This window comes from Halobacteriovorax sp. ZH5_bin.2, from assembly GCF_043196375.1.
Lineage (GTDB): Bacteria > Bdellovibrionota > Bacteriovoracia > Bacteriovoracales > Bacteriovoracaceae > Halobacteriovorax_A.
Genome location: NZ_JBEBMJ010000002.1, coordinates 410844 through 436791 on the forward strand (window position 1 = coordinate 410844; position 25948 = coordinate 436791).

The 25948-nt window shown below is 38.3% G+C and carries 22 protein-coding genes; 13 read left to right on the plus strand and 9 right to left on the minus strand.

All coding sequences use genetic code 11. The features are described from left to right. Positions 1–25 precede the first annotated feature (25 nt). The 4 genes from ABMA76_RS07140 to ABMA76_RS07155 all read right to left on the minus strand — a co-directional run bounded on the left by ABMA76_RS07140 (position 26) and on the right by ABMA76_RS07155 (position 8633). Complete coding sequence (locus tag ABMA76_RS07140; RefSeq protein ID WP_393061268.1) at positions 26–3016, minus strand: hypothetical protein; 2991 nt, start codon at positions 3014–3016, stop codon at positions 26–28. Positions 3017–3272: 256 nt separating this feature from the next. Beyond that, complete coding sequence (locus ABMA76_RS07145; RefSeq protein ID WP_393061270.1) at positions 3273–4610, minus strand: MBL fold metallo-hydrolase; 1338 nt, start codon at positions 4608–4610, stop codon at positions 3273–3275. Further along, entirely contained in the window at positions 4607–8044 is a 3438-nt protein-coding gene (locus tag ABMA76_RS07150; protein WP_393061272.1) for a thiamine pyrophosphate-dependent enzyme, read from the minus strand. Before ABMA76_RS07150 ends, ABMA76_RS07145 begins: the two co-directional genes overlap by 4 nt. A 70-nt stretch (positions 8045–8114) precedes the next feature. Further along, the gene (locus tag ABMA76_RS07155; RefSeq protein WP_392907617.1) at positions 8115–8633 is read right to left on the minus strand and encodes an energy transducer TonB; all 519 of its coding nucleotides are present in this window, start codon (positions 8631–8633) and stop codon (positions 8115–8117) included. A 94-nt stretch (positions 8634–8727) separates the two neighbouring features. On the opposite strand from ABMA76_RS07155, the gene hppD reads away from it, so the two are divergent. After that, positions 8728–9801: a 4-hydroxyphenylpyruvate dioxygenase gene (hppD, locus tag ABMA76_RS07160; protein WP_392907615.1), complete on the plus strand. Its 1074-nt coding sequence runs from the start codon at positions 8728–8730 to the stop codon at positions 9799–9801. A gap of 4 nt (positions 9802–9805) precedes the next feature. On the opposite strand, the gene ABMA76_RS07165 is transcribed toward hppD, so the two are convergent. Beyond that, positions 9806–10165, minus strand: coding sequence for a hypothetical protein (locus tag ABMA76_RS07165; protein ID WP_392907613.1), 360 nt, complete (start codon positions 10163–10165; stop codon positions 9806–9808). 275 nt (positions 10166–10440) lie between these two features. Here ABMA76_RS07165 and ABMA76_RS07170 point away from each other — a divergent pair, with 275 nt between their 5' ends. From ABMA76_RS07170 to ABMA76_RS07205, 8 genes are read left to right on the plus strand one after another with little or no spacing between them, the layout of a single operon-like run. Then, a complete protein-coding gene (locus ABMA76_RS07170) occupies positions 10441–10752 on the plus strand; it encodes an EthD family reductase (protein ID WP_392856158.1) in 312 nt (103 codons plus the stop codon). A 14-nt stretch (positions 10753–10766) separates the two neighbouring features. After that, complete coding sequence (locus ABMA76_RS07175) at positions 10767–11546, plus strand: enoyl-CoA hydratase-related protein (RefSeq protein WP_393061274.1); 780 nt, start codon at positions 10767–10769, stop codon at positions 11544–11546. 1 nt (position 11547) lies between these two features. Then, the gene (locus ABMA76_RS07180) at positions 11548–12336 is read left to right on the plus strand and encodes an enoyl-CoA hydratase/isomerase family protein (RefSeq protein ID WP_392907609.1); all 789 of its coding nucleotides are present in this window, start codon (positions 11548–11550) and stop codon (positions 12334–12336) included. A 12-nt stretch (positions 12337–12348) separates the two neighbouring features. Further along, the gene (locus ABMA76_RS07185) at positions 12349–13161 is read left to right on the plus strand and encodes a Phenylacetic acid catabolic protein (protein WP_392907607.1); all 813 of its coding nucleotides are present in this window, start codon (positions 12349–12351) and stop codon (positions 13159–13161) included. Between the two features lie 4 nt (positions 13162–13165). Then, complete coding sequence (locus ABMA76_RS07190; RefSeq protein WP_392907605.1) at positions 13166–14029, plus strand: 3-hydroxyacyl-CoA dehydrogenase family protein; 864 nt, start codon at positions 13166–13168, stop codon at positions 14027–14029. Next, positions 14022–14681, plus strand: coding sequence for a 3-hydroxyacyl-CoA dehydrogenase family protein (locus ABMA76_RS07195; RefSeq protein WP_392907603.1), 660 nt, complete (start codon positions 14022–14024; stop codon positions 14679–14681). Before ABMA76_RS07190 ends, ABMA76_RS07195 begins: the two co-directional genes overlap by 8 nt. Further along, entirely contained in the window at positions 14678–15889 is a 1212-nt protein-coding gene (locus ABMA76_RS07200) for a thiolase family protein (RefSeq protein WP_393061276.1), read from the plus strand. The genes ABMA76_RS07195 and ABMA76_RS07200 overlap by 4 nt, the downstream gene beginning before the upstream one ends. Positions 15890–15897: 8 nt before the next feature. Further along, positions 15898–17388, plus strand: a complete 1491-nt coding sequence (locus ABMA76_RS07205; RefSeq protein WP_392907598.1) for an aldehyde dehydrogenase family protein — start codon at positions 15898–15900, stop codon at positions 17386–17388. 38 nt (positions 17389–17426) lie between these two features. On the opposite strand, the gene ABMA76_RS07210 is transcribed toward ABMA76_RS07205, so the two are convergent. Continuing rightward, a complete protein-coding gene (locus tag ABMA76_RS07210) occupies positions 17427–18611 on the minus strand; it encodes a hypothetical protein (RefSeq protein WP_392907596.1) in 1185 nt (394 codons plus the stop codon). Between the two features lie 134 nt (positions 18612–18745). Here ABMA76_RS07210 and ABMA76_RS07215 point away from each other — a divergent pair, with 134 nt between their 5' ends. Next, the gene (locus tag ABMA76_RS07215) at positions 18746–19153 is read left to right on the plus strand and encodes a DUF523 domain-containing protein (protein WP_392907594.1); all 408 of its coding nucleotides are present in this window, start codon (positions 18746–18748) and stop codon (positions 19151–19153) included. 89 nt (positions 19154–19242) lie between these two features. Beyond that, positions 19243–19587 carry a hypothetical protein gene (locus tag ABMA76_RS07220; RefSeq protein WP_392907592.1) on the plus strand — a complete coding sequence of 115 codons (345 nt, stop codon included), beginning with the start codon at positions 19243–19245 and terminating at the stop codon, positions 19585–19587. Between the two features lie 190 nt (positions 19588–19777). Here the strand turns inward: ABMA76_RS07220 and ABMA76_RS07225 are convergent, their stop codons facing one another. Beyond that, positions 19778–20611 carry a flagellin gene (locus ABMA76_RS07225; RefSeq protein WP_392907590.1) on the minus strand — a complete coding sequence of 278 codons (834 nt, stop codon included), beginning with the start codon at positions 20609–20611 and terminating at the stop codon, positions 19778–19780. A gap of 286 nt (positions 20612–20897) precedes the next feature. Here ABMA76_RS07225 and ABMA76_RS07230 point away from each other — a divergent pair, with 286 nt between their 5' ends. Both ABMA76_RS07230 and ABMA76_RS07235 read left to right on the plus strand, forming a co-directional pair. Next, positions 20898–23414, plus strand: a complete 2517-nt coding sequence (locus ABMA76_RS07230; protein ID WP_392907588.1) for a hypothetical protein — start codon at positions 20898–20900, stop codon at positions 23412–23414. Beyond that, positions 23411–24424, plus strand: coding sequence for an HD domain-containing phosphohydrolase (locus tag ABMA76_RS07235; RefSeq protein WP_392907585.1), 1014 nt, complete (start codon positions 23411–23413; stop codon positions 24422–24424). Before ABMA76_RS07230 ends, ABMA76_RS07235 begins: the two co-directional genes overlap by 4 nt. Here the strand turns inward: ABMA76_RS07235 and ABMA76_RS07240 are convergent. After that, positions 24421–25560, minus strand: a complete 1140-nt coding sequence (locus ABMA76_RS07240; protein ID WP_392907583.1) for a metallophosphoesterase — start codon at positions 25558–25560, stop codon at positions 24421–24423. The genes ABMA76_RS07235 and ABMA76_RS07240 overlap by 4 nt on opposite strands. Then, complete coding sequence (locus tag ABMA76_RS07245) at positions 25538–25933, minus strand: hypothetical protein (protein WP_392907581.1); 396 nt, start codon at positions 25931–25933, stop codon at positions 25538–25540. The genes ABMA76_RS07240 and ABMA76_RS07245 overlap by 23 nt, the downstream gene beginning before the upstream one ends. Positions 25934–25948: the final 15 nt, after the last annotated feature.

Below are 25948 nucleotides of genomic sequence, written 5' to 3' on the forward strand. Positions count from 1 at the left end.
TTATTAATTAGAATATGAAATTGGACTATTCGTTTATCTCAGCAGCGTCTAAGAATTTAGAATAAATGCTGTCTTCACCAGGTGCTTTAGTTTCTTCACCTTCAGATGCTATTTCACGTTTTGGGCCATCCTCGGCCTTTGGCTTCGGTAATTGTGGGCCTTCTTGTTCTGGCCCTGGAACACTTGCTAGAACTTCTTCTGCAGTTTCAGAAAGAATCACATTTCCTTCTTCATCGTGCCCAATATAGTAAACTCGGCCATCGGCCAGAACAACACTATTACTTCCTTCAGCAATGGCCTTAGCTACTAATCTCTGATCACTTTTTGCAATATTATCTCCGGCCACAGCACCAGAAGCTGCACGAGATGAAGAAGACCCAGAAGTAAGTCCAAGTCCACCTGTTGCTCCAAGGCGATTTATCCCACTTACACCAGAACCGGCAGAAGAAATACTTCCTGCACTAGTAGCGTTTGAGTTTGTTGGAATACTAGAGCCTCCAGATGCCTGTTGAACAGCTCTTTGAGAATTTGATGGAGAGGCATCACGACGTCCCCCACCAAAACCACTGCTCGCTGAAATATTAGACATGACTTTATTTCTTTGTGCTGCAATCCTCTTTTCTCTTTCAGGATCATCGGCCGGATCGTTGTTTTCATTCTTAGATGTAATGGCAGAATTTAGCTCAGCAATTTGTGCCTTTAGAGCAGCTAATTCGGCCTTAAGCTCCGCACTTTGGCTTGCTTCATCCGTAGATACTGCAGTTGAGCTTTGATTCTCCTCGATCTCTCTAGCAATTGCTTGGGCTTCATCCTCGACTCTTGATTTTACATCTTCTAATGATTTTACAGATGTCGTAGGGTTTTGAATCATCGATTGTAGAGAATCACTATCAATGACATTAGAGCTTGTGAAACTTGAATCTGAAACAGCTGAATTCGAGCTATTATAGCTCTCAAGAAACTGCGCGGCTTCGTCAAAGTTATATTCACTTGAGCTACCATCATTAGCTATACCGGATTCTTGACCATTATTAATGATATCTCCAGCAGTATTAGCTCTCTCAACAAAGCCACCGAGACCGCCCTCTAACTTCGAGTCTTGGTCACTCTTCACTTTATTAGTCGCAAGACCTGTTGTTGGATCATATGTACCTTTAATTTGTTCTAATACTTTTTGAGAATCTGATACAACATCACTAGCAAGTTTATTGGCATTCGTATTGACTACTCCCATATCTAGAGCAAGACAGTACTTTCTTGAATTTAAAGATACATCTTCACTATTCGTATCATTAATAGCAACAAACTCTTCTAAAGAAAGAGAAGACATAATTTCCTTAGGAGTACTATTACAGTCTTTTTCCAGGGCCTCAATTTTTTGACGACATGTTGCTCTTAACTCACTCTCATGTTGATTTCTAATGACATTGTACATATCTCCCATAACTTTAGCGCCTTGATCATTTTTCGTTTCAAGGTCATTTAGAGCTTTAGAAATTTCAGACAGAGATGCTTTCGAAGAACCATCAAGTAATCGAGGTAAAGTTTGACTGGAAATAGAAGTCGCAAATTGTAACATAAGCATATCTTCTTGAACTTGAGAGATATACATATCATCGACAAAAGAGCTGCCCCAACCTTGGCTTTTATTTTCTAAATTGGCCTTGGCCCTTATCGTTTTATCTGTCACATCAAGCTCGTGTTTTCTAAAGTCCTGGTAAGCTCCATACATGATAGGGTCACTATAAATATACTTATTTAAGCGGGCCACATATGAACGAGGGAACCCTAGAGGGCCTCTTTTATGCTGGCTATACTCTAAGATAAAAATATTTGCGAATTCCTTTAGTTTCTCATCATCAGTTGTGAACATCTGTCTTTGTCCACTAACCTTTTCATCAATGTCTTTAAAAATTTGTTCGAAACGATTCTTAGCACGAGATTGTCTAGACGAGTTTCCTAGTGCAGGGATTGTCGTCATAAAGTGCAGGCCTATCATATCTTTTGAAGAATCAAGTTCTAGTTTCTTATCAATGGCATCACCAAGTTTCCCTGCAAAACAAGACTTAAGTTTATTACTTAGATTTTCAATATTCTGACCAGAACAACTATACGGATCATCAACATAGCTTTTCTTATCGAACTCATCGAAACGAACTCTAGATCTTTCTAAAAAGTCTTTAAACTCTTTAACTCTATGTGCGACAACTTTTCCATAGATTTTATCTGAAAAATTATCAATGACATCCTTTTGAGCTAATTCTTCTTCTTGTTCATCTGAGTGAGTTATCTTATTAGCGCAATTACAAAATTTTTGAGAATCTACTTTTGGTGTTAAGTTAAACGGATCTTCATCCATTGATAAGTAATCATCTGAACAGCCCTTAAAACGGCTATCAAGTTTAAACATAAATGATTCTAAAGATTTTCCATTAGTTCCAAGACGTCCCTGAGTAAGAGATTCATCACCAGAACAAGGTCTATAGGCTTCATCAAAACGATAAATATATCCTTTATTCCAAGGGTTACTCGCTACCGCAGCTGATGAGCTAAATGGGTATTGAACATTTTGCCCAATCCTGAAAGGACTATTTGATCGATCTTCTTGCGGATTATCATCATAGCTCAAGTCGAAGTTCGTATCATAATCAAAATCAATCAAGGAATCATCAATACGACTCATAAGGCCGGCCTGAAGGAAGCTTGGACTATAATACATTGGAGGAACCTTACTTCTAATTCCATCCCCACCCTCAAGTTCTCTTAACTGTATACGCTTAAGGCGAATGGACTTCTCAAAATCTTGATTCGTTTCCGCAATATTGTAGACTTGTTGAACAAGAACTTGTTGAACAGGATCCACAGCATTGAACTGTCCACTCGTATTCACAACAGCATTACCAACCGCAGCTCCAAGCATTTCACCACTTTGATTAGCTACTCCACTTACTAAACTGTTGGCAAAGCTTGAGTTAATCGTGAATAATAGGATAATCGATGATTTAACAACTTTCATTTCTTCCTCACATAGATTAATCTTCTTAATTTATCGGTTAATAAGTTTTATTTCTTTACTCAACCGACAATAAAGTTGACCACTCCCCTCTCTTATCTTCACTTGAGAAAGGATGTGAGTGAATGATTTTAATTAATTAGACGCAAGATAATTTTACGACCGACTTCAACTAGTTAATATCAAAGAATATTTATGAATTGTAGAAATACTAATCACCAAAATTTATGCAATTAATAGTGCCAATAAATTTTGCTTTTTAGCAAAGTCCTGGCCCAAACTTACTTAACTTATCTAAGTGAGAATCAATCGTAGCATATGCATACTTGTGTAACCTTTCAGGTAAATCAGGATAAATTGATTGAAAAATCTCTTCGCGACTTTTCCCCTCTTCTAGGCATGCACGGATTTGATTTTCTCTTTCAATTCTGTGTTCCAATGTATGCTTAACCTTATTGGTCCCCCCAAGGCAAATTCCATGGGACGGCATCACGACTTGTGGATCAAGATTAATGACTTGATTAAGAGACTGGAAATATTCTCTCATATCCGAACCAATGCCACCAATTGTAACTGTTCCGATTGTTTGAATGAGATCAGATACGATCATCCATGCGCTGTCTGCTCGTAAAAGCGAGCTTTGACCGAAAGCATGGCCTCCTGTAGTGACAAGCCTCACGCCATGGCCACATGACGTTGTGACAATATCACCATCTTTATAAAACTTTACTTCATGGCCATCAAAATAATCATTTCCAAAGTCTTTTAGAAGATGCTCGTAAGTACCTTTAGACATGGAAAAAGGAAGGCTTAACTTTTTTGCCAACTCACGGCTTAACTCATGATGATCTGGATGGTGATGTGTTAAAAATATTTCACTTAATCGATGCTCTTTTAGCCCATAGATAAGCTTTTCCAATTCTTTCTCATTCTTAGGAGATGGGTCGATAACAATCTTTTTTCCATCTTCATCTCCAATAACAAAGCAATTTGTACGATTTGCTGGAGGAAAAGTGTGAGACAATGGCATATACTGACGTAGGCCATATAAAGGCTCTATCATTGGTACTTGTTTATCTCCATCATACTTTAAATTAGCATCAAGAAAGTCGACACTATTAATATCACGATCAAGATCCTTTAAGATTGTAATCATAGGAGGAACAACTAAGAGGTGTCCTTTTTTGTACTCAGTAAAGGCCTCATGACAATTCATCCAAGTTGCCTTGGCAATCTCGCCTTCATCAAAATGAAAAGCTATTTCATCAAGAGCATTCTTATCTTTTATAAAAACTTTAAAATAATAATTTTCAAAGCGGTGCGGATTAAAGTCAGGAGTTATTGCAAGAGCATACTTATTAACATCAGTGATATGTCCTGATTTTATCAGCTCATCAATATTAATAAAGAGTTCTTCTTGAATCTCTCTTTTCAGAGCAAATAGAAGATAATCATCACCGCCGTTAACCACATCTTCCTCATCGACTTTTCCTCCGGGAAAAGAAGAATAGCCAGGAAAGGCCCTTAGGTAGTTTTGTCTCTTCATTATAAGGACTTGATCCTCACAGATAAATATTGCTGAAACTGATTGCTTCAATTGATCTCCAACTCTTTAAATACTCTTTGTGCATTAGTGTAGCGAACTTCCCTATAGCCTTTAATATTATCGAGAAGTTTAAGCGCGTGGTACTGACTACTTTTAGTTTCAATTTTTTGAATGCCATTAAATAGATAATTTCTAACTTTAGTTCCTATCTCTCTTTCCTTCTCGTGCCATGATGGAAGGAATGAACGTAATAGTCTAAAGTGTCTCATAAGTTTTAACTGCCAATCTTTTGGTGAAATATCAAATTCAATTTTCTTTCCAAAAATATCAAATGACGGACGATTGATTCTCTCTTTTGTATATGACTTTCCAAGGAAGCTATAAATACCTTCTTCCATTTGTTTTAGGAATGGAGAAAGCATTAAATGCGCAACCATAACTTCATCTTTTACAATAAAGGTCTTAGCTAAAACTCTTGTTGCAAGAACTCGATTTTCCTCATTAACAATAGTTCCAATAGCTCTGGCACCTGAGATAAACTCTGTCGTCTCTTTGCCACGATTGTAGATATACTGATCGTGAATCATTTGAATTAAGTCTTTTCGACTCATCCAATTAATATCAACAATGGCCTGATCGAGATGCTGTCTAAATTTATTTAAAATATAGTTTGAGTTATGCCATGGAAGTAGAGATGCCTTAATAGACTCAATTGCTAAATCAAGTGGATCCTTACACTTAATGACAAGATTCTTATACTTAGCTTCAAAGGCTTCAGTTCCAAGAGACGCCATTTCTCGTCCAAGCTTGAAAGAAGCGATATTATTTTCAACCTCTGCTGGCTTCATTGATTTTTTGAGTGCACCAAGAAGATCTTCTTCACCAAAAGGGACAAGACCTAATTGAAATGCATAACCAAGAATCATACTTGATGCATATACTGCTTTTCCAAAAAAGAGATCACACCACTTCTTAAGTGGAACAAGGATGATCCTATCATCACCCTTACTTCTAACCTTCTCAATAAGCTTTGCTCTCGTTAAGCTCTCCTCGCTCTCCCCTTTATCAAGAAGAATTGAAAGAGGTACTTGATATGAATCATCGAAAATGGCCACCGCATTTTCCGTCTTTAAGAATCCAAGTTGCCCAATACCATCTAATAGGTCGGGACTTAAGAGAACGTCGGATCCTCCACGTGGAGTAACCGCCCCCATCGACTTATCTTTGTGACAAATTGACATGTGACCAGTTACGTTTCCATTTCTTTGAGCAAGTCCCTTTTGATCCATAAATTTAAAATCAAGATCATCACGGCCGGCCATTTCAACACATGCATTTGCAATAATTTTAGAAATTGTTGTAATCCCTGATCCACCAACACCAGTGACAACCATTCGCCAAGTATCTCCACTAGCAATGGCATCAAATGTCTTCTTCGTTTCAAACTCTTTAAGATCGTATGTTAAGTGAGAAAGATCACTATCTCGATACATTGTCGGGTGATACCCCTTAACGACGACTTTTTCAAAACTAGGGCAGGCCTTCATCTTTGTACAATAGCTATCGGCCACACAAATTGTTGGATCGATGGCCATCTTAGTTCCATAAGCATCCATTACCTGAGTTAAACCAGGACACCCCGTCTCTTCAATACAAACACGACAATCTTCACAAGCAGAAGTATTAATTTGATAGAAAGTTTTCTCTGCTAAACTTCCTTTCTGCTTGGTCTGAGTTCTCTCCTTAGCTCTTACCTTAGCTTGGTAAGTAAGTGAGCACTCTTTATTTGAAATAATGACTTTCACGCCTTTTTGTACGACAAATTCACGCATAAGGTTTTGATAGAAATAGCGATCAGAAGGGTTAACTTCCTTGGCCACTTTAACACCAAGATTTTGAACGATATTTAACATATCTTGCTTAGGTCTCTTGCTTCCTTCGACATTAATCTTAGAAGCTGGAGTCATCTGATGGCCTGTCATGGCAGTATTATCATTATCTAAAAGAATATAAGTAATATCGTGATCAGCTTGAACTGAGTTTGAAATATCAGTTAGACCTGAGTGGAAAAAAGTTGAATCTCCCATAAGAACAACTGAAGGGTTCTTTGTAAAAAGATCCATCCCCGCACCTAGTGCACCACCTTGTCCCATTGCAGATAAATTATGCATCTCTCCAAAAGGAGGAAGAAATGAAAGAGAGTAACAACCAACATCGCCGTGAGTGATGAGGTCGATATCTTGGGCCTTAAGCCAGCGACGTAGATCTTTCAGAAGAGAAAGAGTTTCACGGTGCGGACACCCTGGGCAAAAAGTCGGAAGTCTTTTTGGAAGTATCTCCCCGAAGTTTCTCTCTTCGAATGCCAATGATTTACATTGGCCAATTTCAAGATAGTCTTTCAGGGCCTCAAGTTTTTCACTGATGATTTCATAACTAAGCCCACCAAATGCAGGGAATCCTTCTGTATCTTTAAAATCTTTACCGACAATATCAAGAATAAGACCGTGCTTTTGACAAAGAGAGCGAATCTCTCCTTCAAGGAAGCCACGCTTTTCTTCAACCACTACTAGTTTCTTTAGGCCCTTTAAGTACGGAACTAATAAATCATCAACAAGTGGAAATGAAGAAGCTACTTTATAAAGAGAAAAGTGATCAAGGTACTCACCTTCTTCTAAGCATTGCTTAAGTGTTTCAAAAATAACACCACTTGAGATAAATCCAATATCAGCATTAGCTTTTCCAAAAACCTGATCAAGGGCCATCTCTTTAAGAACGCTCTGAAGTTTTGGAAAGCGCTCTTTAATCATACTCACATCAGCAAGTAGAGAGTTTGGTGGAACCATAACATTCTTTTGAAGATCAAAAGTTGATGGATCAATATCAATTAAACCAGCTTCAATTGGTGCTTCATCAAAACACTCAACGCGTCCTCCACCTTCAGCTAAGAATGTTGTTAGAAGTAAACCTTGATAGAGACTTGTTTTTGATGAAATCTCCTTTGCTTTTACAATCCAATCTTTTAACTCTTTCGGATTTGATGGTTCTAAAAAAGACATATGAAGATGCTTGAATAAGTACCTTGAATCTGCCGCAGTTGAAGTCGACATTGACCAAGGATCATCACCAACACAAATGACTGTGGCAGGATAAACTTCTTTTCCATCAACAATCTTTGGACGTGCAGGATTAGCAAAGTTACCAACAGATAAAGCGTCACTTGCCACATGAAGTCCCATTGACTTCATGGCCACAATACAATCACGTCCCGCTTGCTTTACACCACTTGCCATGGCCGCAGCATTGGCCTCAGAGTTAGCAATAACAACACGGATACCTCTATCGTGAAACTCTTTTTTCTTCTTATATAAGATATTAAAATAATCTGCTAACGGTGACCCAGGGTAACCAGTGTAAAGATTAAAACCAGCTTCAAGAGCACCTTGAATGATTAATTCATTCCCATTGAGAATTCTATATTGACTCATAATTCCTCTAAATTTAATTGAGGTGCAAGTATAGAATTATTATCATGTTTTTTGACGAACCAAAGCGTCATTACTCAATAGTAAATATAATCTTTTTAGTGTACGTATTTTGACTCTTTTGAGGCTTGAATTGCCACTGCTTAGCAACACTTAAAACCGCTTCATTAAATGCTGCATAATCTGCTGGCCTTAAGATCTTGACATCAATAACCTTGCCGTCAACTCCCACTATGAGGGAGATCGTGACTGTACCACCTATCGCAGACCTTCTCGCTGAGCGTGGATATATTGGTGCCTCAAAGTGAATGATTTGATTATCGAAAGTATTATTAGTTAAAACTTGTTGCTGCTCAGAAGGAGAAGTTTCTTTTTTTGCCTGAACACTTTTACGGGGCTTTTGTTCAACCTTCTTGATTTCTTTTTTTTCAATTTTCTTTTCTTTCTTTATTGCATGCGCCTTAATCTGAATATCAATACCAATACGCTCACGCCTCATTTGTTGCTCACCCTTTCTAATATTTGAAAAGAAAATAACAGCATGAGTCACTAGACTTAGTGCAAAAAAGAAAAACCATAAACGATGCTTCATGCACATATCATAATGCATCTTGCTCCATTTGGGAAAAATCGTTAGTATCTTCCATACTCTATTAAAACAGCAAAATTAAAAGAAGGAAGTTTTTATGAACTCAAAAATTTCTCCAGAGAACCCACTTGGGGTTCTGGCCATTGATCACCTAGAATTCACATGTGATTCGTTAGAGACGGCCACGAAAGAATTATTCTATACATTTGGTTTTTCTAAGACATATGAAAAGCAAAGTGAAAGCAAAGAGCTTTTCACTCAAGGACAAGTTAGATTTCTTCTAACTGCACAAAAAGGTGGCCATGCAGAAAGCTATTTTAAGGCCCATGGAGAAGGTGTTTCGACAATTTCATTTCTAGTTGAAGATTGTGAACACGCATATAAAACAGCAATGGAGCGTGGTGCAGAGTCACTTCAAGAAGTTGTTATCACAGAAAATGAGCACGGTGTTTATAAGTCGGCACGTATCAAAGGTTTTGGGGATGTTGCCAATGAGTTTATTGAAAGACCTCGCTCATTCTTCCGTCCGGAATATACAAAACTTGAAGAGGATCCAAAGGCACGTCCACTAGGATCTCGAGTTGCAAGAATTGACCACCTAACTAATAACGTTCCAAAGGGCGAAATGAAGAAATGGGTTGAGTTTTATGACCGTGTTTATGGATTCAAAGTAACTCGTTACTTCGATATTAAAGGTTCAAAAACAGGGCTTAACTCAGAGGTTGTCCAGCTTCCAAAGGGTGAAGTTATTATCCCTATTAATGAGCCAAAAGAAGCAGGTGGCAAAGATCAAATTCAAGAATTCCTAGATCGCCACAATGGTGCAGGTGTTCAGCATATTGCCCTTACTTGTGGAGATATCCTAACAACAGTAAAAGACTTAAGGGAAAGAGATATCAAGTTCCTCGATATTCCACACTCATATTATGAAGGTATTTCAGGTCGTGGAATCAATGTTACTGAAAGCCTAGAAGAGTTAGAAGATCGTCAACTTTTAGTTGATGGAGATGAAGAAGGATACTTAATCCAAAACTTCACTGATACTTACGTTGGTCCACTATTTTTTGAATTTATTCAAAGAAAGAATCACAATGGATTTGGGGAAGGAAACTTCCAGGCCCTCTTTGATGCCATTGAAAGAGATCAAATGGCCAGAGGATACCTGGACTAGAAAATTACTTAATACAACTGAAGATGCTTTGTTTTCGATAAGATCTCGAGGCAAAGCATCTTTTATCAATTGTCATATCTGACCAAGCCTTATAAGCACGATCGCGAATTGAATTAATCACTTCGACAAATCCTTGAAGGACTTCGTATTCTGATTTATCAGAACACTCAAAGAAGAAGTTCTCACAAATAACTTCTTTAGAAATGATAATATCTTCTCGCTCTGTATTGATTACAATATGGGCCTCATGAAAAGGGCGAAAAGATTCAATTACGTGCGCACGCACATCTCTTGGTGAAACTTCTAAGGCAAATGACGCCTGAATTGCCATTGCGACTAGAATTATTTTGATTAATATTTTCATTTTCCACTCCGGGATTAATTATTTTTTAGATGCGGCAATATAGACGAAAATCTAAAGGCAATGTTTATTATTGAAACTATTTCACATAGCGTCATTGAAAACTGATGTTTTACATTAGATTAAACTAATATATGATTTTCCTTTATCTAAAGTACTGAAAATACGTCAAAAAATGACTCAACTAGCCTATTCAAAAGGTCCCTCATATCCCTACAATATTGGTTTAATTAACTAAAATTTAAACAACACGACACAACTTCAAAGAAAGGATACTTATGTACAAATTAATCGCCATTTATAAAATACCAAATGATATCGACGCATGGGAAAAGCACTATGCAGAAGTTCACACTCCACTTGTAAAGAAAGTTCCAAGCATGAAAGAACTGCGCTTAAACCGCATCACGGGAACTCCTCGTGGAGCTAGTGACCTACACGTTATTGCAGAAATGGTATTCGAAAATAAAGACGACTTCAAAGCAGGTATGAGCTCTGAAGAAAATATGGCATGTGGAAAAGATCTGTTTAACTTCGCTAAGGAGATCGTTTCTGTTCACTTCGCTAAAGAAGAAGTTATCACTCTTTAATAAGGAAAGTTTTAATGAGTAATATCCTTTGTGAATTCCCATATAACGGACATGAGCATATCGCCCTAGTAAAGCTTAATCGCCCTAAGGTTTTGAATGCTCTTTCAACTGATCTAATGAGAGAGCTAGTTGATAAACTTTTTGAACTTGATGACAACCCACAAGTTCGTGTCATCATTCTAACTGGTGATGATCGCGCATTTGCGGCCGGAGCAGATATTGCACAAATGGTTGAAGCAACTCCAATTGATCAAATCAATGATAACCGCTTCCGCTCTTGGCAACAACTTGCTCAAATTACAAAACCAATCATTGCGGCCGTAAATGGCTTTGCACTTGGTGGTGGTTGTGAGCTAGCAATGCACTGTGATTTTATTATTGCAGGAGATAGCGCGAAATTTGGTCAACCCGAAATAAAAATTGGAACGACTCCAGGTGCAGGTGGAACCCAAAGGCTAACACGCGCTCTTGGAAAATCGAAGGCCATGATGCTTGCCATGACAGGTGAAATGTTTGGAGCGAAAGAAGCAATGGATTGGGGCCTTGTTGCAAAGGTTGTCCCAAGCACGACTCTACTTCAAGAAACTTTTGAAATGGCAAAGAATATCGCAAATAAAGCACCTGTTGCCATTAAGCTAATTAAAGAGTCTGTAAACAAGGCCTTTGAAATGAGCTTGAGTGATGGTGTTGATTTTGAAAGAAGAAATTTCTATCTCACGTTTGCAAGTAGCGACCAAAAAGAAGGAATGCGTGCTTTCTTAGAAAAGCGTGATCCAGAGTACAAAGGTTTATAAAATGTCAGAATACAAAAATATCATCATTGAAAAAGAAGCTTTCACAGGTGTTATCACAATTGACCGTGAAGAAGTTTACGGTGCTCTATCGAAAGAAGCGAAGCTAGAAATTATTTCTGCGATCCGTACTTTAAATAGAGATAACGAAGTTGGTTGTATAATCCTCGCCTCAAAAGGGAAAGGATTTTGTACCGGTCAAGACTTAAATGACCGTACGGTACAAGCGGGAGAGAAGCCAGTGGATCTAGGGATTACACTTGAGACAGAGTGGAACCCACTTGTAAATGCTATTAAGTCATCTAAGAAATTAGTCATTGCAGCAGTTGAAGGCGTCGTTGCGGGAGCTGGTGTATCTGTTGCTCTAGCATGTGACTTAGTCGTGGCAAAACCAGGGATAAAATTTGTTTCAGGTTTTTCAAAATTAGGACTTTGTCCAGATGCAGGATCAACTCATATGTTCACGCAAGCACTTGGGCCAAAGAAGGCAATGGAGTACTTTCTCTTCAATGCTCCCCTAACAAGTGAAGATCTTGAAACAGCAGGACTTATTAATAAGGTAAGTGAAGAAGCATTAGCTGACGCTAAAGCTTGGGCCGGGCAAATTAATGCAATGGCACCACTTTCAGTAAAAGCAATAAAAGAAAATATCAGTGTTGCAGTTGACAGCACTTCTAAAGAGTCAATGGATCGCGAGACTGCATACCAGAGATTCTTAGGAAATAGTGAGGATTACAAAGAAGGCCTATCGGCATTCTTTGAAAAGAGACAAGCAAAGTTTTTAGGAAAATAAGAAGGAGGCCCTATGGCAGCAAGAGAATACACTCAAGAAGAATTACAATTATTTGAAGACATTCAAAATGGTAAGAAATTTGATAAGGGAGATGAATTACCTCCTCTATATAAGAAGGCCCTAAGAAACCTTCTATGGATGCAACACGACTCAGAGTACTCTGGAGCACTAGGATATGCACCATGGATTGAGAAGGCACCAACGATGCAAGAAAAAGTTGTTGTTGCTCAAATCGTTAAAGATGAAATGAGACATGCTTCTGTTTGTTATAGACTTCTAAAAGGTCTTGGTGAAGATGTTGACACTCATATCGAAAAGTCAGAACTTGGATTCAAGATGCCAGAAGACGAAGCACAAATTGGATTCCAAAGGCTAAAAGATGACTACCGTGTAAATATCTTCTACTACGGTATTAACTTCTGGGAAGACTTTATTCTTTTTAACTTCCTAATGGATAGAGCTGCTGGTCACCAATTAGAGGACACACTTGATTCAAGCTACCTTCCATGGAAGAAAGGAATTGAAGGGATCTATAAAGAAGAAATCATGCACCTTGCTCACGGAGATAAGTGGATCAAAATTCTTGCTGAAGGTGAAAATAAAGAATTCCTACAAGAAAGATTAAATATCTGGTGGCCACGTGTAATGAATGTATTTGGTTCAACTAAAGGTCGCTCAAATGACCTATACGTAAAACTAGGTCTTAAAAAGAGAACAAATGCTGTTGTTCGTGATGTTTTTGTCAAAGAAGTAGAAGAGCTTTGCGAGCAAGCTGGCCTAGTTCTCCCTGTATACGACGAAGACGCACAACCACAAAGGCAATAATTTAATGAATATAAAAAGTGTACTAGTTATCGGTGCAGGAACTATGGGGCGAGGAATCGCCCAGTGGTTTTGCCAGCATGGTGCTAAAGTTGAGCTAGTTGACCAGCACCTTGAAATGGCCCAAGCAAGCGGTGATCTCATCCACTCTTCATGGGATAAATTACAAAGTAAGGGAAAATTTGATGAAGCGGAAGTTGCTGCATTCAAGAACAACTTAAGCATCGTTGAAATGAAAGATCATCAGATCGATCACGACCTTGTTATTGAAGCAATTGTCGAGAACCTTGATATCAAAAAACAAGTCTTTGCAAAACTTGATGAAGTCATGAAAGAAGAAACGATCTTCTCTTCAAATACATCATCAATTCCAATCACAAAGATGGCAAAGGACCTATCAAAATCTCGTCGAGAAAAGTTTATAGGACTGCACTTCTTTAATCCAGCAACTATTATGAAACTTGTTGAGATTATCGAAACACCTTGGAGTTCAAAAGATTGTGCTCATGCCCTTTATGATTGGTTTGAACGTTATGGAAAAAAACCTGCACTATGTAAGGACTCTCCTGGCTTTATCGTTAATCGTGTGGCCAGAAACTTTTACGGAGAAAGCTTTCACCGTCTGGAAAATTATAACCAAGAACAGGTCACAGAAATTGATCGTGTCATGAAAAATGTTGGTGGTTTTAGAATGGGACCATTTGAATTAATGGATCTTATCGGAATTGATGTTAACTACGATGTCACGCAGTCTGTATGGGCCTCATATTATTATGAACCACGTTTTAGGCCACATAAAATTCAAAGAGAAATGGTTGATAGTGGCCGCATTGGACGTAAAGTAAAAGAGGGGTTCTATCGTTATGAATAAAACAATTTTAGTAAGTGATAACCACCCTCTTTATAAGAATGTTCTCGGAAGTGAATTCCTTTCGATTGTCGTTGATCCATATAGTATTAATACTCTTGATGGTGTTGACTTCGATGAAACTGACTTTATTCTCGACTTAACTTGCTTTGATCGAAATTCAAAAATGGATCTCTACGAACATCTCGACATCGTCTTTGGAGGACCAATCGTCTCAGATCTTACAGTGAACTGGGGTGAGTACCTAATTGGCCAATATGAAAATGTTCTTGGTGCCGTTGCGGCAGCCTTTTACTCGCCTAAGAGCTGTTTTGAATTCTATATGAAAGATGATGTAATTGAAGAAGCGACGTTTGAAGTTTTTAAAAAGCTAGGCTTTGACTTAGAAATCGTTAACCACATTGGTATTGGTTTTACTTATCCAAGAGTTATTTCTCAAATCATTAATGAAGCATACTTTGCCAAAGAAGAGGCACTTGCCTCAAATGCTGATATTGATAAGGCAATGAAGTTTGGAGTGAACTACCCTCTTGGCCCATTTGAATGGTCGGAGAAAATTGGCGTTGAAAAGATCTTAATTCTTCTTGAAGAGCTAAGAGAAATCACAGGCGATGCACGCTATCGTCCATCAAAACTATTAAGGATGAATCTATGAGTTTAAATAATAGAGATGCATATATTGTATATGCTAAGCGAACTCCAATTGGAAAACTTGGAGGAAGTCTCGCTCACTTACGTGTCGATGATATGCTGGCAAACCTATTTCGTGACTTTTCTCAAAACTTTGATTTTGACATGAAAGAAATCGATGATGTTATTGTTGGTTGTGCAAACCAGGCCGGAGAAGATAATCGTAACCTCGCCAGAATGGCAGCACTACTTGGAGGCCTTCCCTACGAAGTCCCAGGTGTAACCCTTAACCGTCTTTGTGCTTCTTCACTTGATGCAATTATTGATGGTTGGTCACGTATTAACTTAGGCATGGCCGACTGCCTTCTTGTTGGTGGTGCAGAAAGTATGACAAGAGCACCACTTGTAATCTCAAAAGGCTCAACCCCTTTTGGACGTGACTCACAGATGTTTGACACTACTTTTGGTTGGCGATTTCCAAATAAGAAGATGGAAGAAATGTTTCCTCTGCTAGGAATGGGACAAACAGCTGAAGAAGTTGTGGCAAAGCTTGGAATCTCTCGTGAGGATCAAGACCTTTTTGCACTTGCTTCTCACCAAAAGGCATGTCAAGCATGGGAGAATGGAGACTTTAATGACGAAGTTCTACCTGTTGAAATCAAACTAAGAAAACAAACACTAACTGTCGAAAAAGATGAAGGACCTCGTCCTTCAACAACTTTAGAGGCCTTAGCTGGACTACGAGCAGTCTTTAAAAAAGATGGCTCCGTAACGGCAGGAAACTCTTCAATGATGAATGATGGTGCAGCCTGTGTGGCACTTGTCAGTGAGGAATTCTTAAAACGCCATAATTTAACTCCACTAGTAAAACTAACAGGAGCAGGTGTTCGTGGAATTCACCCAAGTATCATGGGCCTAGGTCCTGTCGAGTCAACAAAGAGACTAATGGATAAGTTTGGAAAGAAAATTTCAGACTTTGACGTTATCGAACTTAATGAAGCCTTCGCGGCCCAGTCACTTGGCTGTATTCGCGAACTAGGCCTTGATGAATCAAAAATCAATCTACGTGGTGGAGCAATCTCACTTGGACACCCTCTCGGATGTTCAGGCACTAGAATTGTGACAACGCTAACTCACATCATGAAAGATAACGCAAACCTGAAGCAAGGCTTAGCTTCAATGTGTGTTGGTGTAGGACAAGGTGTTTCACTTAGTATTGAAAACTGTAAATAGGAGCATATATGCAAGAAATTAAATTATACATTAACGGAGAAATAAGGCCCTCATCATCTGGTGAAATGGTCGATTCGATTGATCCATCAAATGGAGAGCTAGTTGCGAAAGTTCATATTCCGTCAACTCAGGATCTAGAAGATGCTGTACAAGCGGCAAAGAGCGCCTTCTATAATAAAGAGTGGCGCAATAAGACAGCTACAGAACGCTCAGAAATCCTTTTAAAGATTTCTGAAATTTTAAAGGAAAGAAAGAGAGACTTCATCTCTCAAGAGATCAAAGATAGTGGCTCAACTTTTAGAAAAGCTGCTGCTGATGTTCACAACTCAATTAGTTTCTTTAAAGTTATGAGTAAGGTAACGGCCAAGTTTAACTTTGAAGCTGTCGATGAAAATGCAACTCGCGCTGGATTTTCAAAGAATACACGTCGCTATGAACCAGTTGGTGTTTGTACTCAAATTATTCCATGGAATCTTCCATTACAAATGGCCGCGTGGAAAATTGGTCCAATCTTGGCAACAGGTTGCACGACTGTTCTTAAATCAGCAGTAGAAACACCTGTAACCGCGATGATGCTTGCAGAAGTCCTCATTGAAGCAGGTGTTCCAAAAGGTGTTGTAAATATTGTAACTGGTGGTGCTAAAGAAGGTGCATACCTTGTTAATCACAAAGATATTTCAAAAGTAGCCTTTACAGGTTCAACTTCTGTAGGTCGAGAGATCATTAAACAGTCGGCTGATGGAATTAAGAATACAACGCTAGAGCTTGGAGGAAAGTCTGCCAATATCATCTTAAATGATGCCGATCTTGAGATTGCCGTTGATGGTTCACTCTTTGCTTTCTTATACCACTCAGGACAGGCCTGTACTTCAGGTACTCGCCTACTTATCCAAGAAGGTATCTACGACGAGTTTATGGCAAAATTTAAGGAGCGCATTGCTCAAGTGATCCCTGGCCCAACCACAGAGAAGACAACAGGTCTTGGACCAGTTGTGAGTGAGAAGCAATTTAACAGCGTTATGAATTATATCAATAAGACTAAAGAAGAGGGAGCAACACTAGTTTACGGTGGAGAACGTGTTACTGAAAACGGTCTTGATAAGGGTTATTATATCCAACCAACAGCTTTTGAAATCACTCCAGACAATACTATTTGGCATGAAGAAATCTTTGGGCCAGTTGTTGGTATCACAAAATTTTCGACAGAAGAAGAAGCTATCTCCTTAGCAAATAACTCAATCTACGGACTTGCAGGTGCTGTATGGTCAAAGAATGAAGATCGTGCGCTTAATATTGCGAAAGAGATTGAAGCAGGTACCGTATGGATAAATGAGTATCACCTACTTAATCCAGGTATGCCTTTTGGTGGTTTCAAGCAATCAGGTCTAGGACGCGAAATGGGTGAAGAAGGAATCAAGGCATACCTTGAAGTCAAACACCTGTGGGAATCTGATTGTAATACTCGTGAAGGAAAAATGTGGTTTGATGCAATATTTTAGATAGGTAATAAAAAGGCCTTCGTAATGAAGGCCTTTTTTTATTTGTATAATACTTTTAGAGCAACATCACCAAAGTCATCATAAATTGAAAATGACTTCTCTAAATGACTTTCTCTAAATACGATATCAAGCTTAGCTTCAATACAAGTCGTAATAAAGTCACGTCCATAAATTTCATAACTACGATTCAGGTAAGGTTGAAATTCACAAATTCTAACCCTTGGATATTGATAAGGAATACTTTCATAACTTAGAGCAAAGAATTCGCGGTAACGAATATAATTTTCACCTACTCCAGCAAGTCTAGAAAAGACATGATCAATTCGACGATTATTAAACCTAAATAAATCTGCTAATTGCTTAGAGTGCTCCGCAGAACCTGGGCGATATACAGGGGCATTACAGTAGCTAGCTTCCTCACTCCCCTCATCATCAAGGTTAAATGTTTTTAAGATACATTTAATTGGTGTTGCAAGAGTAAGAGTAGAGCCTTTTCTTCCGTGCATAAATCGCCTAAAGGTCTTATCTTCATTAATTGATCCATGAACAAGGCCAAGAACGTCTCCAGTTCTTGTGTCAACAACTCCACCACCCATTGAATCATCGCGAATATTACAATTTTTCATAGCAACTGCCGAAGAATCATCATTATTGCTTGGAAAGAGAACATTATTATTTGTCTTTCGACAGTTATATCTCATACGGTTAAGTTCATAGCCAGTATTATCAAGCTTCTTCTTAATGAACCATAATTGGTAATAATTAAAGTCACTCATCTTATTATCAGATATTTCAGCATAATTCCCAGGAATCACTTCCTTAAATCTGATCGTAGTGAAATTTCCATTATAAGTTTTTTCTTCATTAAATTGGGATTGGCCGGCGAGAATTTCACCACACTGGTAAACTCGTCCATTTGTTGTCTTTGCTGCAATTGAACTACATTTTGCTTCGGCCACGCAACGAGATGGAACAATCATATGCTGTTCATCGGCCATATAGCCTGTGCAATATATTGGAAATTCACCTGAGCTATTGATAAAGAGAATGAATGAGTCAGTACACTGCCCCTCATCGAAACAGTCGAACTTAACCTTCGTTGAGGTCTCTAATTTCGAGGTTTGTCTCGTCACATTCTTTTTAACACCATCTTCTCCACCTGGAGTTCCACATGAACATAGAACAAGAAGAGAGATAGTTATAAGTGTTATTGCCTTAAGCAAAATTCGTCTCCAAAAACTTCATTTAGTCCGATTTTTTACCATAAATAGGATTTTCAATAATGATATTGTAATTTATTCAAGAATCCTCGACACACAGTGGCGAATTCGACGATTTTAACGTATTCTTGTTAAATATGATGATCGTAAGTGCGTGCTTGGCCGGTAAGAAGTGTCGATATGACGGTGAGCACAAAAAACAACAACTTATAAGTGACCTCGTTGCTCAGGGCAAGGCCATCGCTGTTTGCCCAGAAGAGCTCGGAGGGCTTCCTACTCCTCGTCCACCAGCAGAGAACGTTGATGGTAAACTCATCACAATTAACGGGGAAGACGTCAGTATCAACTATGAGCTAGGTGCCCAGAAGTCTTTAGAGATTGCATTGGAAAATTCCTGTACCAAGGCGCTGTTAAAATCAAAGTCACCAATGTGTGGAGCAGGTCTTGTCTATGATGGAAGCTTTGCTGGCAACCTTATTGAGGGCGATGGTGAGTTTACGAAGAAGCTAAAAGAGAACGGTATCCAAGTTCAAGCAATCGACTAATCCAAAGTTTTCATACATCTAACAAAGCAGTAACAACTCAATTATAAATTCAATTAAGATAGACTTACTAGAGCACTAGGAGGGTCTAGATGAATGAATTAGAACTAAAGAAATTTCAAGCAAGAAATTTACAAGGGCGAATGAAGCACCTTAGTCATCAACTTGAATACTTAAAAGTTAACCCTGAAGACTGGGAGAATTTTCAATCAATCATTAATATGAAGTTTAATCACCTTATCAATGATTCAATTTCCCTTGGGAGCGTTGAGGCGGCAAATTACCTTGCTCTCTTACAAAACCATTTAAATGAGAATTTTAATAGTGAAACGATCACAATCGTAAAAGATCAATTTGATGAAGTTCTTGATGCCTTGGACGGCCTTGGAGTTGAGCTGCTCATCAATACAGAAATGCAGCCTGAGTTTACGCACTAAGTGCCATGCACCTTTGGTTTCGCATGTGCACAACCAAAGGCGCATGGCACGCAGACTCGTCGGCTACCCGACTCGTCCCATCCTGGGACTCGCTGGGTTGAATTGCGTCATCCGCTCCTGCGGATGCACGCAAACAAAAAAGCCCCGCATTCGCGGGGCCATCCTTTTGCAGTAATTATTGTGGTTTTAATTAACCAATTAGTTTTAGAGCTGCAGCACCTTGAGAGTTAGACTGAGCAAGTACTGAAGAACCAGCGTTAACAAGAATATCATTCTTAGCTTTCTTCGCTGTCTCAGCTGCGTAGTCAGTGTCTCTGATACGAGAGTTAGCAGCACTTAAGTTTTCTGAACTGATTTGTAGGTTGTTAATTGTAGAATTTAATCTATTTTGCTTAGCACCTAGCTCAGCTCTTTGTCCTGCAATACTTTCGATTGCAGAGTCTAGGTTTGCTAGAGCAGATTGAGCACCTTCTTTCGAACCTACTTCAAGGTCTGCTACACCTAGGTTTTCAAGAGAAGAATTCAGTACATTCGTATCAAATTGAATTCTATCTTGGAAATCATCATTATTAATACCGATTTGGATATCAAACTTATCACCAGTTCCAGTTAGAAGTTTCTTTCCGTTAAACTCAGTAACTTCTGAAATTCTTTGGATCTCTTGCTTAAGGTTTTGATACTCAAGATCTGTAAACTGTCTCTCAGTGTCACCTACTGTGTCCGATGCAGCTTGTACAGATAGTTCTCTTAATCTTACTAAGATGTTTGATACTTCATTCAGACCACCTTCTGCGATTTGAATCATTGAAATACCGTCACTCGCGTTTCTTTCTGCTTGATTAGTTGATCTAATTTGCCCTTTTAATTTCTCAGAAATTGCTAGACCTGCAGCATCGTCAGCTGAACGTACAATTCTTGTACCAGATGATAGTTTTTCTAATGACTTTGATTGAGCGTTGTTACTTTGACCTAATGATCTCTGTGCAGATAAAGACGTTACATTTGTGTTAATACGCATACCCATTGTGATACCTCCGTGATCTATTTCCCCCCCGTACTCAGGGTTGTCCCGACCATTGGAACAATGAGCATACTGCTCTTGTGAATTTTATTAACTTTTTAATTAAGTCTTCTGACCTAACATGAATCTTCTCGGAGGTGAAAATGAAAGCTTTAGGAAAATATTAAATTATTTTATATTTTTTTTACATTTTCTAAAATTAAGAAAGCGTTTCAATATCCTTAATATTTTTGGCCTCTATAATGATAAGTTTATAAATAAAAAAAAGAATTCACCGATAATGACCTATATGGAAGAAGGGAAACCACTCATATTTCTCGAGCCTCTTACAGAAACAGTAAAGAAGCTCAAGGAAACGATTGAAGCATCTGCGCAAGCAGAAGGTATCGAAATCTATGAAGTTGAAAGTCCTGAGGAATATAATCAACTAATCCCTACTATTGGCCAGTCACTCACTATTGCTTGTAGTCCTAAGAAGACCGCCCAATGTATTCAGCCCCTAAGAAAGTTCATTCACAAGAATAATGTGAAGGTACTTTTGATTAATACAAAGTCCATTCCACCTAAGACTTTAGAGAAGTTTAGAAAGATTGGTCTTACTGAATATATTCAAGAACCTGTTCCTGCAAAAACATTAGAATATAAAGTAAATCTTATTCTAAGGTCTCTAAAGAAGACCCAAGAAGCCGCAGAAATGGAGCTTAAAAGTGGTGAAGAAAAGGCCCTTGCTCCTGAAAGTAATTATGAAGATAAGAAAGAGGCCGAACGTAATAGTAACGGCGGCCACCTAAAAGGCAAGGTTGCAAAGTCTGCAGCTCAAAAAGATAATAAAGATGTCTTTGATGATAGTACCTATGCAGACTCTAGCGATGGGGATGAGATTGAAGAGCGAGGAATGTCATTAAAAGACTTAAGTGCTCATCAAAAGCAAAATAATCAGGCCCCAGGTCACCTAAAAGGATCAGTTGATAAAAGTAATAAGGAGGGTGCCTCTCCAGAGATTAACTTTGAAGAAGACCTCTTTAACAGTCTTGAGCAACAGTCTAGTAAATCAAATAAAGATCTTGGTGGTAACCTGAAAGGTCAAACATCCCCTACTTTAGATGATAAGGAAAATAATAAAGATAACTTTGGTGATGACCTCCTTAAAAGTCTTGATAATGTAAAAAAGAGTTCACAAAAATCTGATGAACTTGGTGGTCAACTAAAGGGAAGTCTCGCTCCTACATTAGATGAAGTTGAAGATGATGAAACGGAAGAAGATCTTTTTAAAAGTCTTGATAGTGTAAAGAAATCATCAAATAAAGCAGATGATCTCGGAGGTGCTCTTCAAGGAAGAGTCTCCCCTACAATAGATGATATTGAAGACGAAAAAGATACGGACGAGGATCTTTTTGCAAGCCTCGATAAAGTAAAGAAGTCGACAAGTAAATCAGATGACTCAGGTGGACCACTAGAAGGAAGTATCTCCCCGACGTTAGATGAAGTGGAAGATGAAAAAGAATCTGATGAAGACCTCTTTGCAAGCCTTGATAGTGTCAGAAAATCTAACTTTAATGAAAAGAAGAATGCCCCGAGTTTAAAAGGTAAGATTGATCCAACACTGGATGATATAGACAATGATGACGGTGGTTTTGACGACGACTTACTAAAAACATTGGATGAACTACAGTCCAATCAAGGAATAGCTAAACCAAGTGAGCGGGTAAATTCTAAGAATTCACGAAATGATGAGCTTATCGATAATGAAAAAGGTTTAGAAAGACAGACAAAAGACATATCCGAAGCAGCAAATGGAAAAAGAGGAGCTGCACAAGAAGATGACAACAAGAAAAGTAGCGATGAGGACCTCTTCGCCTCCCTTGATGCTCACTCGAAAGAGAAAAATAAAAGATATGACAATGTTCACAATCTTGACCTCAATAGAGGAAATGAAGAAGAACAAGATCAAGAGACAAAAGCTGCTGGCCCAACTATCGAATATGAGAAAAAGGGTGATCTTGGAGAGCAGACTATCGATTATAGTAACCTCGACAAACAACCGGAGTATGACGGTGGTACTAAGCAAGAGCTAGAGATCAACTTCTCGGAAGGAGACGATCCCCTAGCGGCCAAGAAGAAAGAAGAAGCCGCTCGCCTTGCTCAAGAGTTAAAATTACAACAGCAACAAGAGGAAAAAAGAAAACAAGAGGAAGCAAAGCAAAAGGCACTTGAAGCCGAACGTGCTAGGGCACTAGCTGAAGCTGAAGCTGAAGCTGAAAGGCTTCGAAATGAACAAGAAATAGAAGAAGCACTTGGCGCCATCTTTGTTCCCGATCCAAAGGATATGAACTTCTTTATTGAGGCCATGAATTTTGTAATTGATGGCGATGGTATCAAAAACTTCACGAATGAATATATTAATACCTTCTGCCACGGCACTGTCGTTGTATATAATATTCAAAATGAATGCATTCTTGGCAATGAGGATGTGGATGATCGTTTTGATGCCATAAAGAATGTCTTAAAGGCCAAGAGAAAACCAAGCTGGAATGATACGACTTTTCAAAGTGAGCTTCTCTATTATCACATCCCTATTATAGAAAATGGGAAGTATCATAATTTCCTACTCTTTCTAACTTCAAAAGATGAAGTTGCAAGATCTAGTGAAAATCCTAAAAGAGTCGAGTTATGCCTCCAGGTATTAAAAGGTAGCTACCTAAGTGGAGAAGATCGTGCCTCAACAAAAATAGCATCAAAAAAGAGTCATTCTATTTCTGATTCAGTTAGTGGACTTTTTAAAGGAATCTTTGGAGGTAAGAAATGAGAGCATATTTCTTTATCAAATTAAGCTCCCTAAAAGACATTAAGACTTTTGCTTTCTCACTCTATGTCTATAACTTGAAAGATAAAACCTATAACCTATCTCTTAAGGCCAACACGCCTTTAACAAATGATAGTTATGAGCTCCTTCGTTATATCGAAGAAAGTAAGAAAGGAAAGATTGCAGTCAAGCTTTCTCAGCGAATGACATATCTCGCGACAGTTGGAGAACTTGAAGAGATAGAACCTAAAGTAATTGAAGAAACGAAGAAAAAAATTGAAATACTTAAGGAGTATGAGAATATCATTGAAGAACAGAGAATTAGTGAGCATATCGCTCTTCCTCCTCTTCGTAGTATGGTTTCAAAGGCAATTGATAAGGATGACTTTCTACCTATTATTTTAAGGGCGCAAAAAGAGATCATGCTTTTCTCTATCGATATCAGTCATACTGTATCTCTTGCACGTCACTTTGCAGGTGTTCACCTGAATAAAGATAATCTGACCAATCGTATTGTTGCCCTAAGCTACTTCTTTGCTAAAAAACTAATGATAGATAAGCCTGCTGACTTGGCGGATTTAGTATGTGCTTCATTCTTAGCAAATATTGGCCTGACTCAAATATCCCCTAATATCACTCACGGCAATCACACCGAGATTACAACAGATCAAAGAGAGCAATATTATAAGCATGTTAAATTCAGTCGTATGTTCATTGACCAAAGTGGAATTGAACTTAGTGACACATGTAAAAAGCTAATCGATATTCATCACGAAAAGTATGATGGTACAGGTATGCCTGATCAGATCTCACAAGCAGGTCTTAACCTTAGCAGCGAGATTCTAGAGTTTATCTCCCACATAATGGAGTATAGCTACGGATTAATCACAGGAGAAAAAACATCACTAAGTAGTGTTGTCTATATGATTGATGCGGGCGCGGGCGTAAGTGGCCTCAATGTTAACTATAGTGGACGAATTAGGCCTCATGTTACAAGTGTCTTAAACCTCTAACTAAACGTTCCATAAGGAAGAGTATTGCGCCCCATCCAAGTATGAAGGTTTGCCTGAATCTTTACATCTTCATCACTCTTGCTATCCATTACCTCAATCTTTGCAAAAGTTAGCTGAGTTGTTCCAGTCCCTTTCCCAAAATCAAGATTATACATACGAGTCCATGTTCCAGTATTGATAAAAGTTTTTCCATTAGAGTATGTACGGCAAATTGGCTCATGAGTGTGACCAACGATTAGAACGTCTGTATCCTCTGCCTGTTGTAGATAGTCAAAAGTAAGAGATTCATAGTCTTGAAAAAGTGTAAGTTCTTTAAAGAAAAGTTTTAGCCAGTCACCAAAGTTATCACTTATTTTAAAGAGGAAAATTGAACGCACCATAATGAAATAGATTACGTTTGCCAGCATAAATCTAAGTGTAAAAAATGTATCGTAAATTAATCCATTGATAAGAAACTTATTAATTGGCCTTACAGCATTAACGTGGTCACGTTCTTCCTTAAATTTATTTATAACCCTTGTCACATAATATGATCCCCAAGGAGGATTAAAATATCTCTTCCCCGACTCATCTTCAATAATACAATGTTCTTCATCAAAGGTATGAGCAATCTCGTATTCGTGTCCATGCTTTAACACGACTCGATCGGCCGGGCGATATTCATCATTTAGGTGGCGAATTTCAAAGCGAGAACGAACACTTTTATCAAAGCATTCTAAGACTAAGTCCTGTAGTGATTTAAAGACTAGCTCAGCATCATGATTACCAATGATGAAAGTTATTTTCTTATTCTTTGCCTTAAGAAAATCATTAAGGCCCTGCATAACTTCTTTGTGAGCTTCAAGTATCATTTTTAGCTTCTTTAAAGAAGACTCTTCTGACCAAAATTCATCATCATAAACTTTTATATAAGGGACGGCCAAGAGATCAAAAAAGTCACCATTAATAATTAACTCGACATCCTTATTGGCATATTCCTCTTTACTAAAGTATTCAAGAAAATCCACGAGCTCTTCATCGTAGTGAAAGTCCTCTAGATAATTTCTTACACCATCAACATACTCTCCTGCTCCTAAATGAACATCAGAAATAACAATAATGGTTTTCTTTGAATTATTTTTGCGAAGGAATCTCATACGCCGACTTACCTATATTCAAGACTACTTTTTGAAAAGCAGGGTCTAGTGGAACAAAGAAAAATTTCTTCTTAGTATTAAAGTCAAACTCAACACTTACTTCCATATCAGACTTAACTGTAATAAATTTTAAATTCTTATCATACTCATCAATAAACTTCCCACGAATAGAAGTGAGAGTTTTATTCTGAACAATAACTGCAACCCTTCCATTTCTCATCTTGGCCGGAGAAATTACTTTGTAATAACTAGGCATGGCCGTCACAATAAATGCTTCGGCCCTCTCCATTCTCTGCTGAGCATAGACCTCATTAGATAATAAGAGACTAAATAAAAAGGAGAAAAAGAGGCAGGTTAATTGTTTATTATTCATATTTATATTGTAACT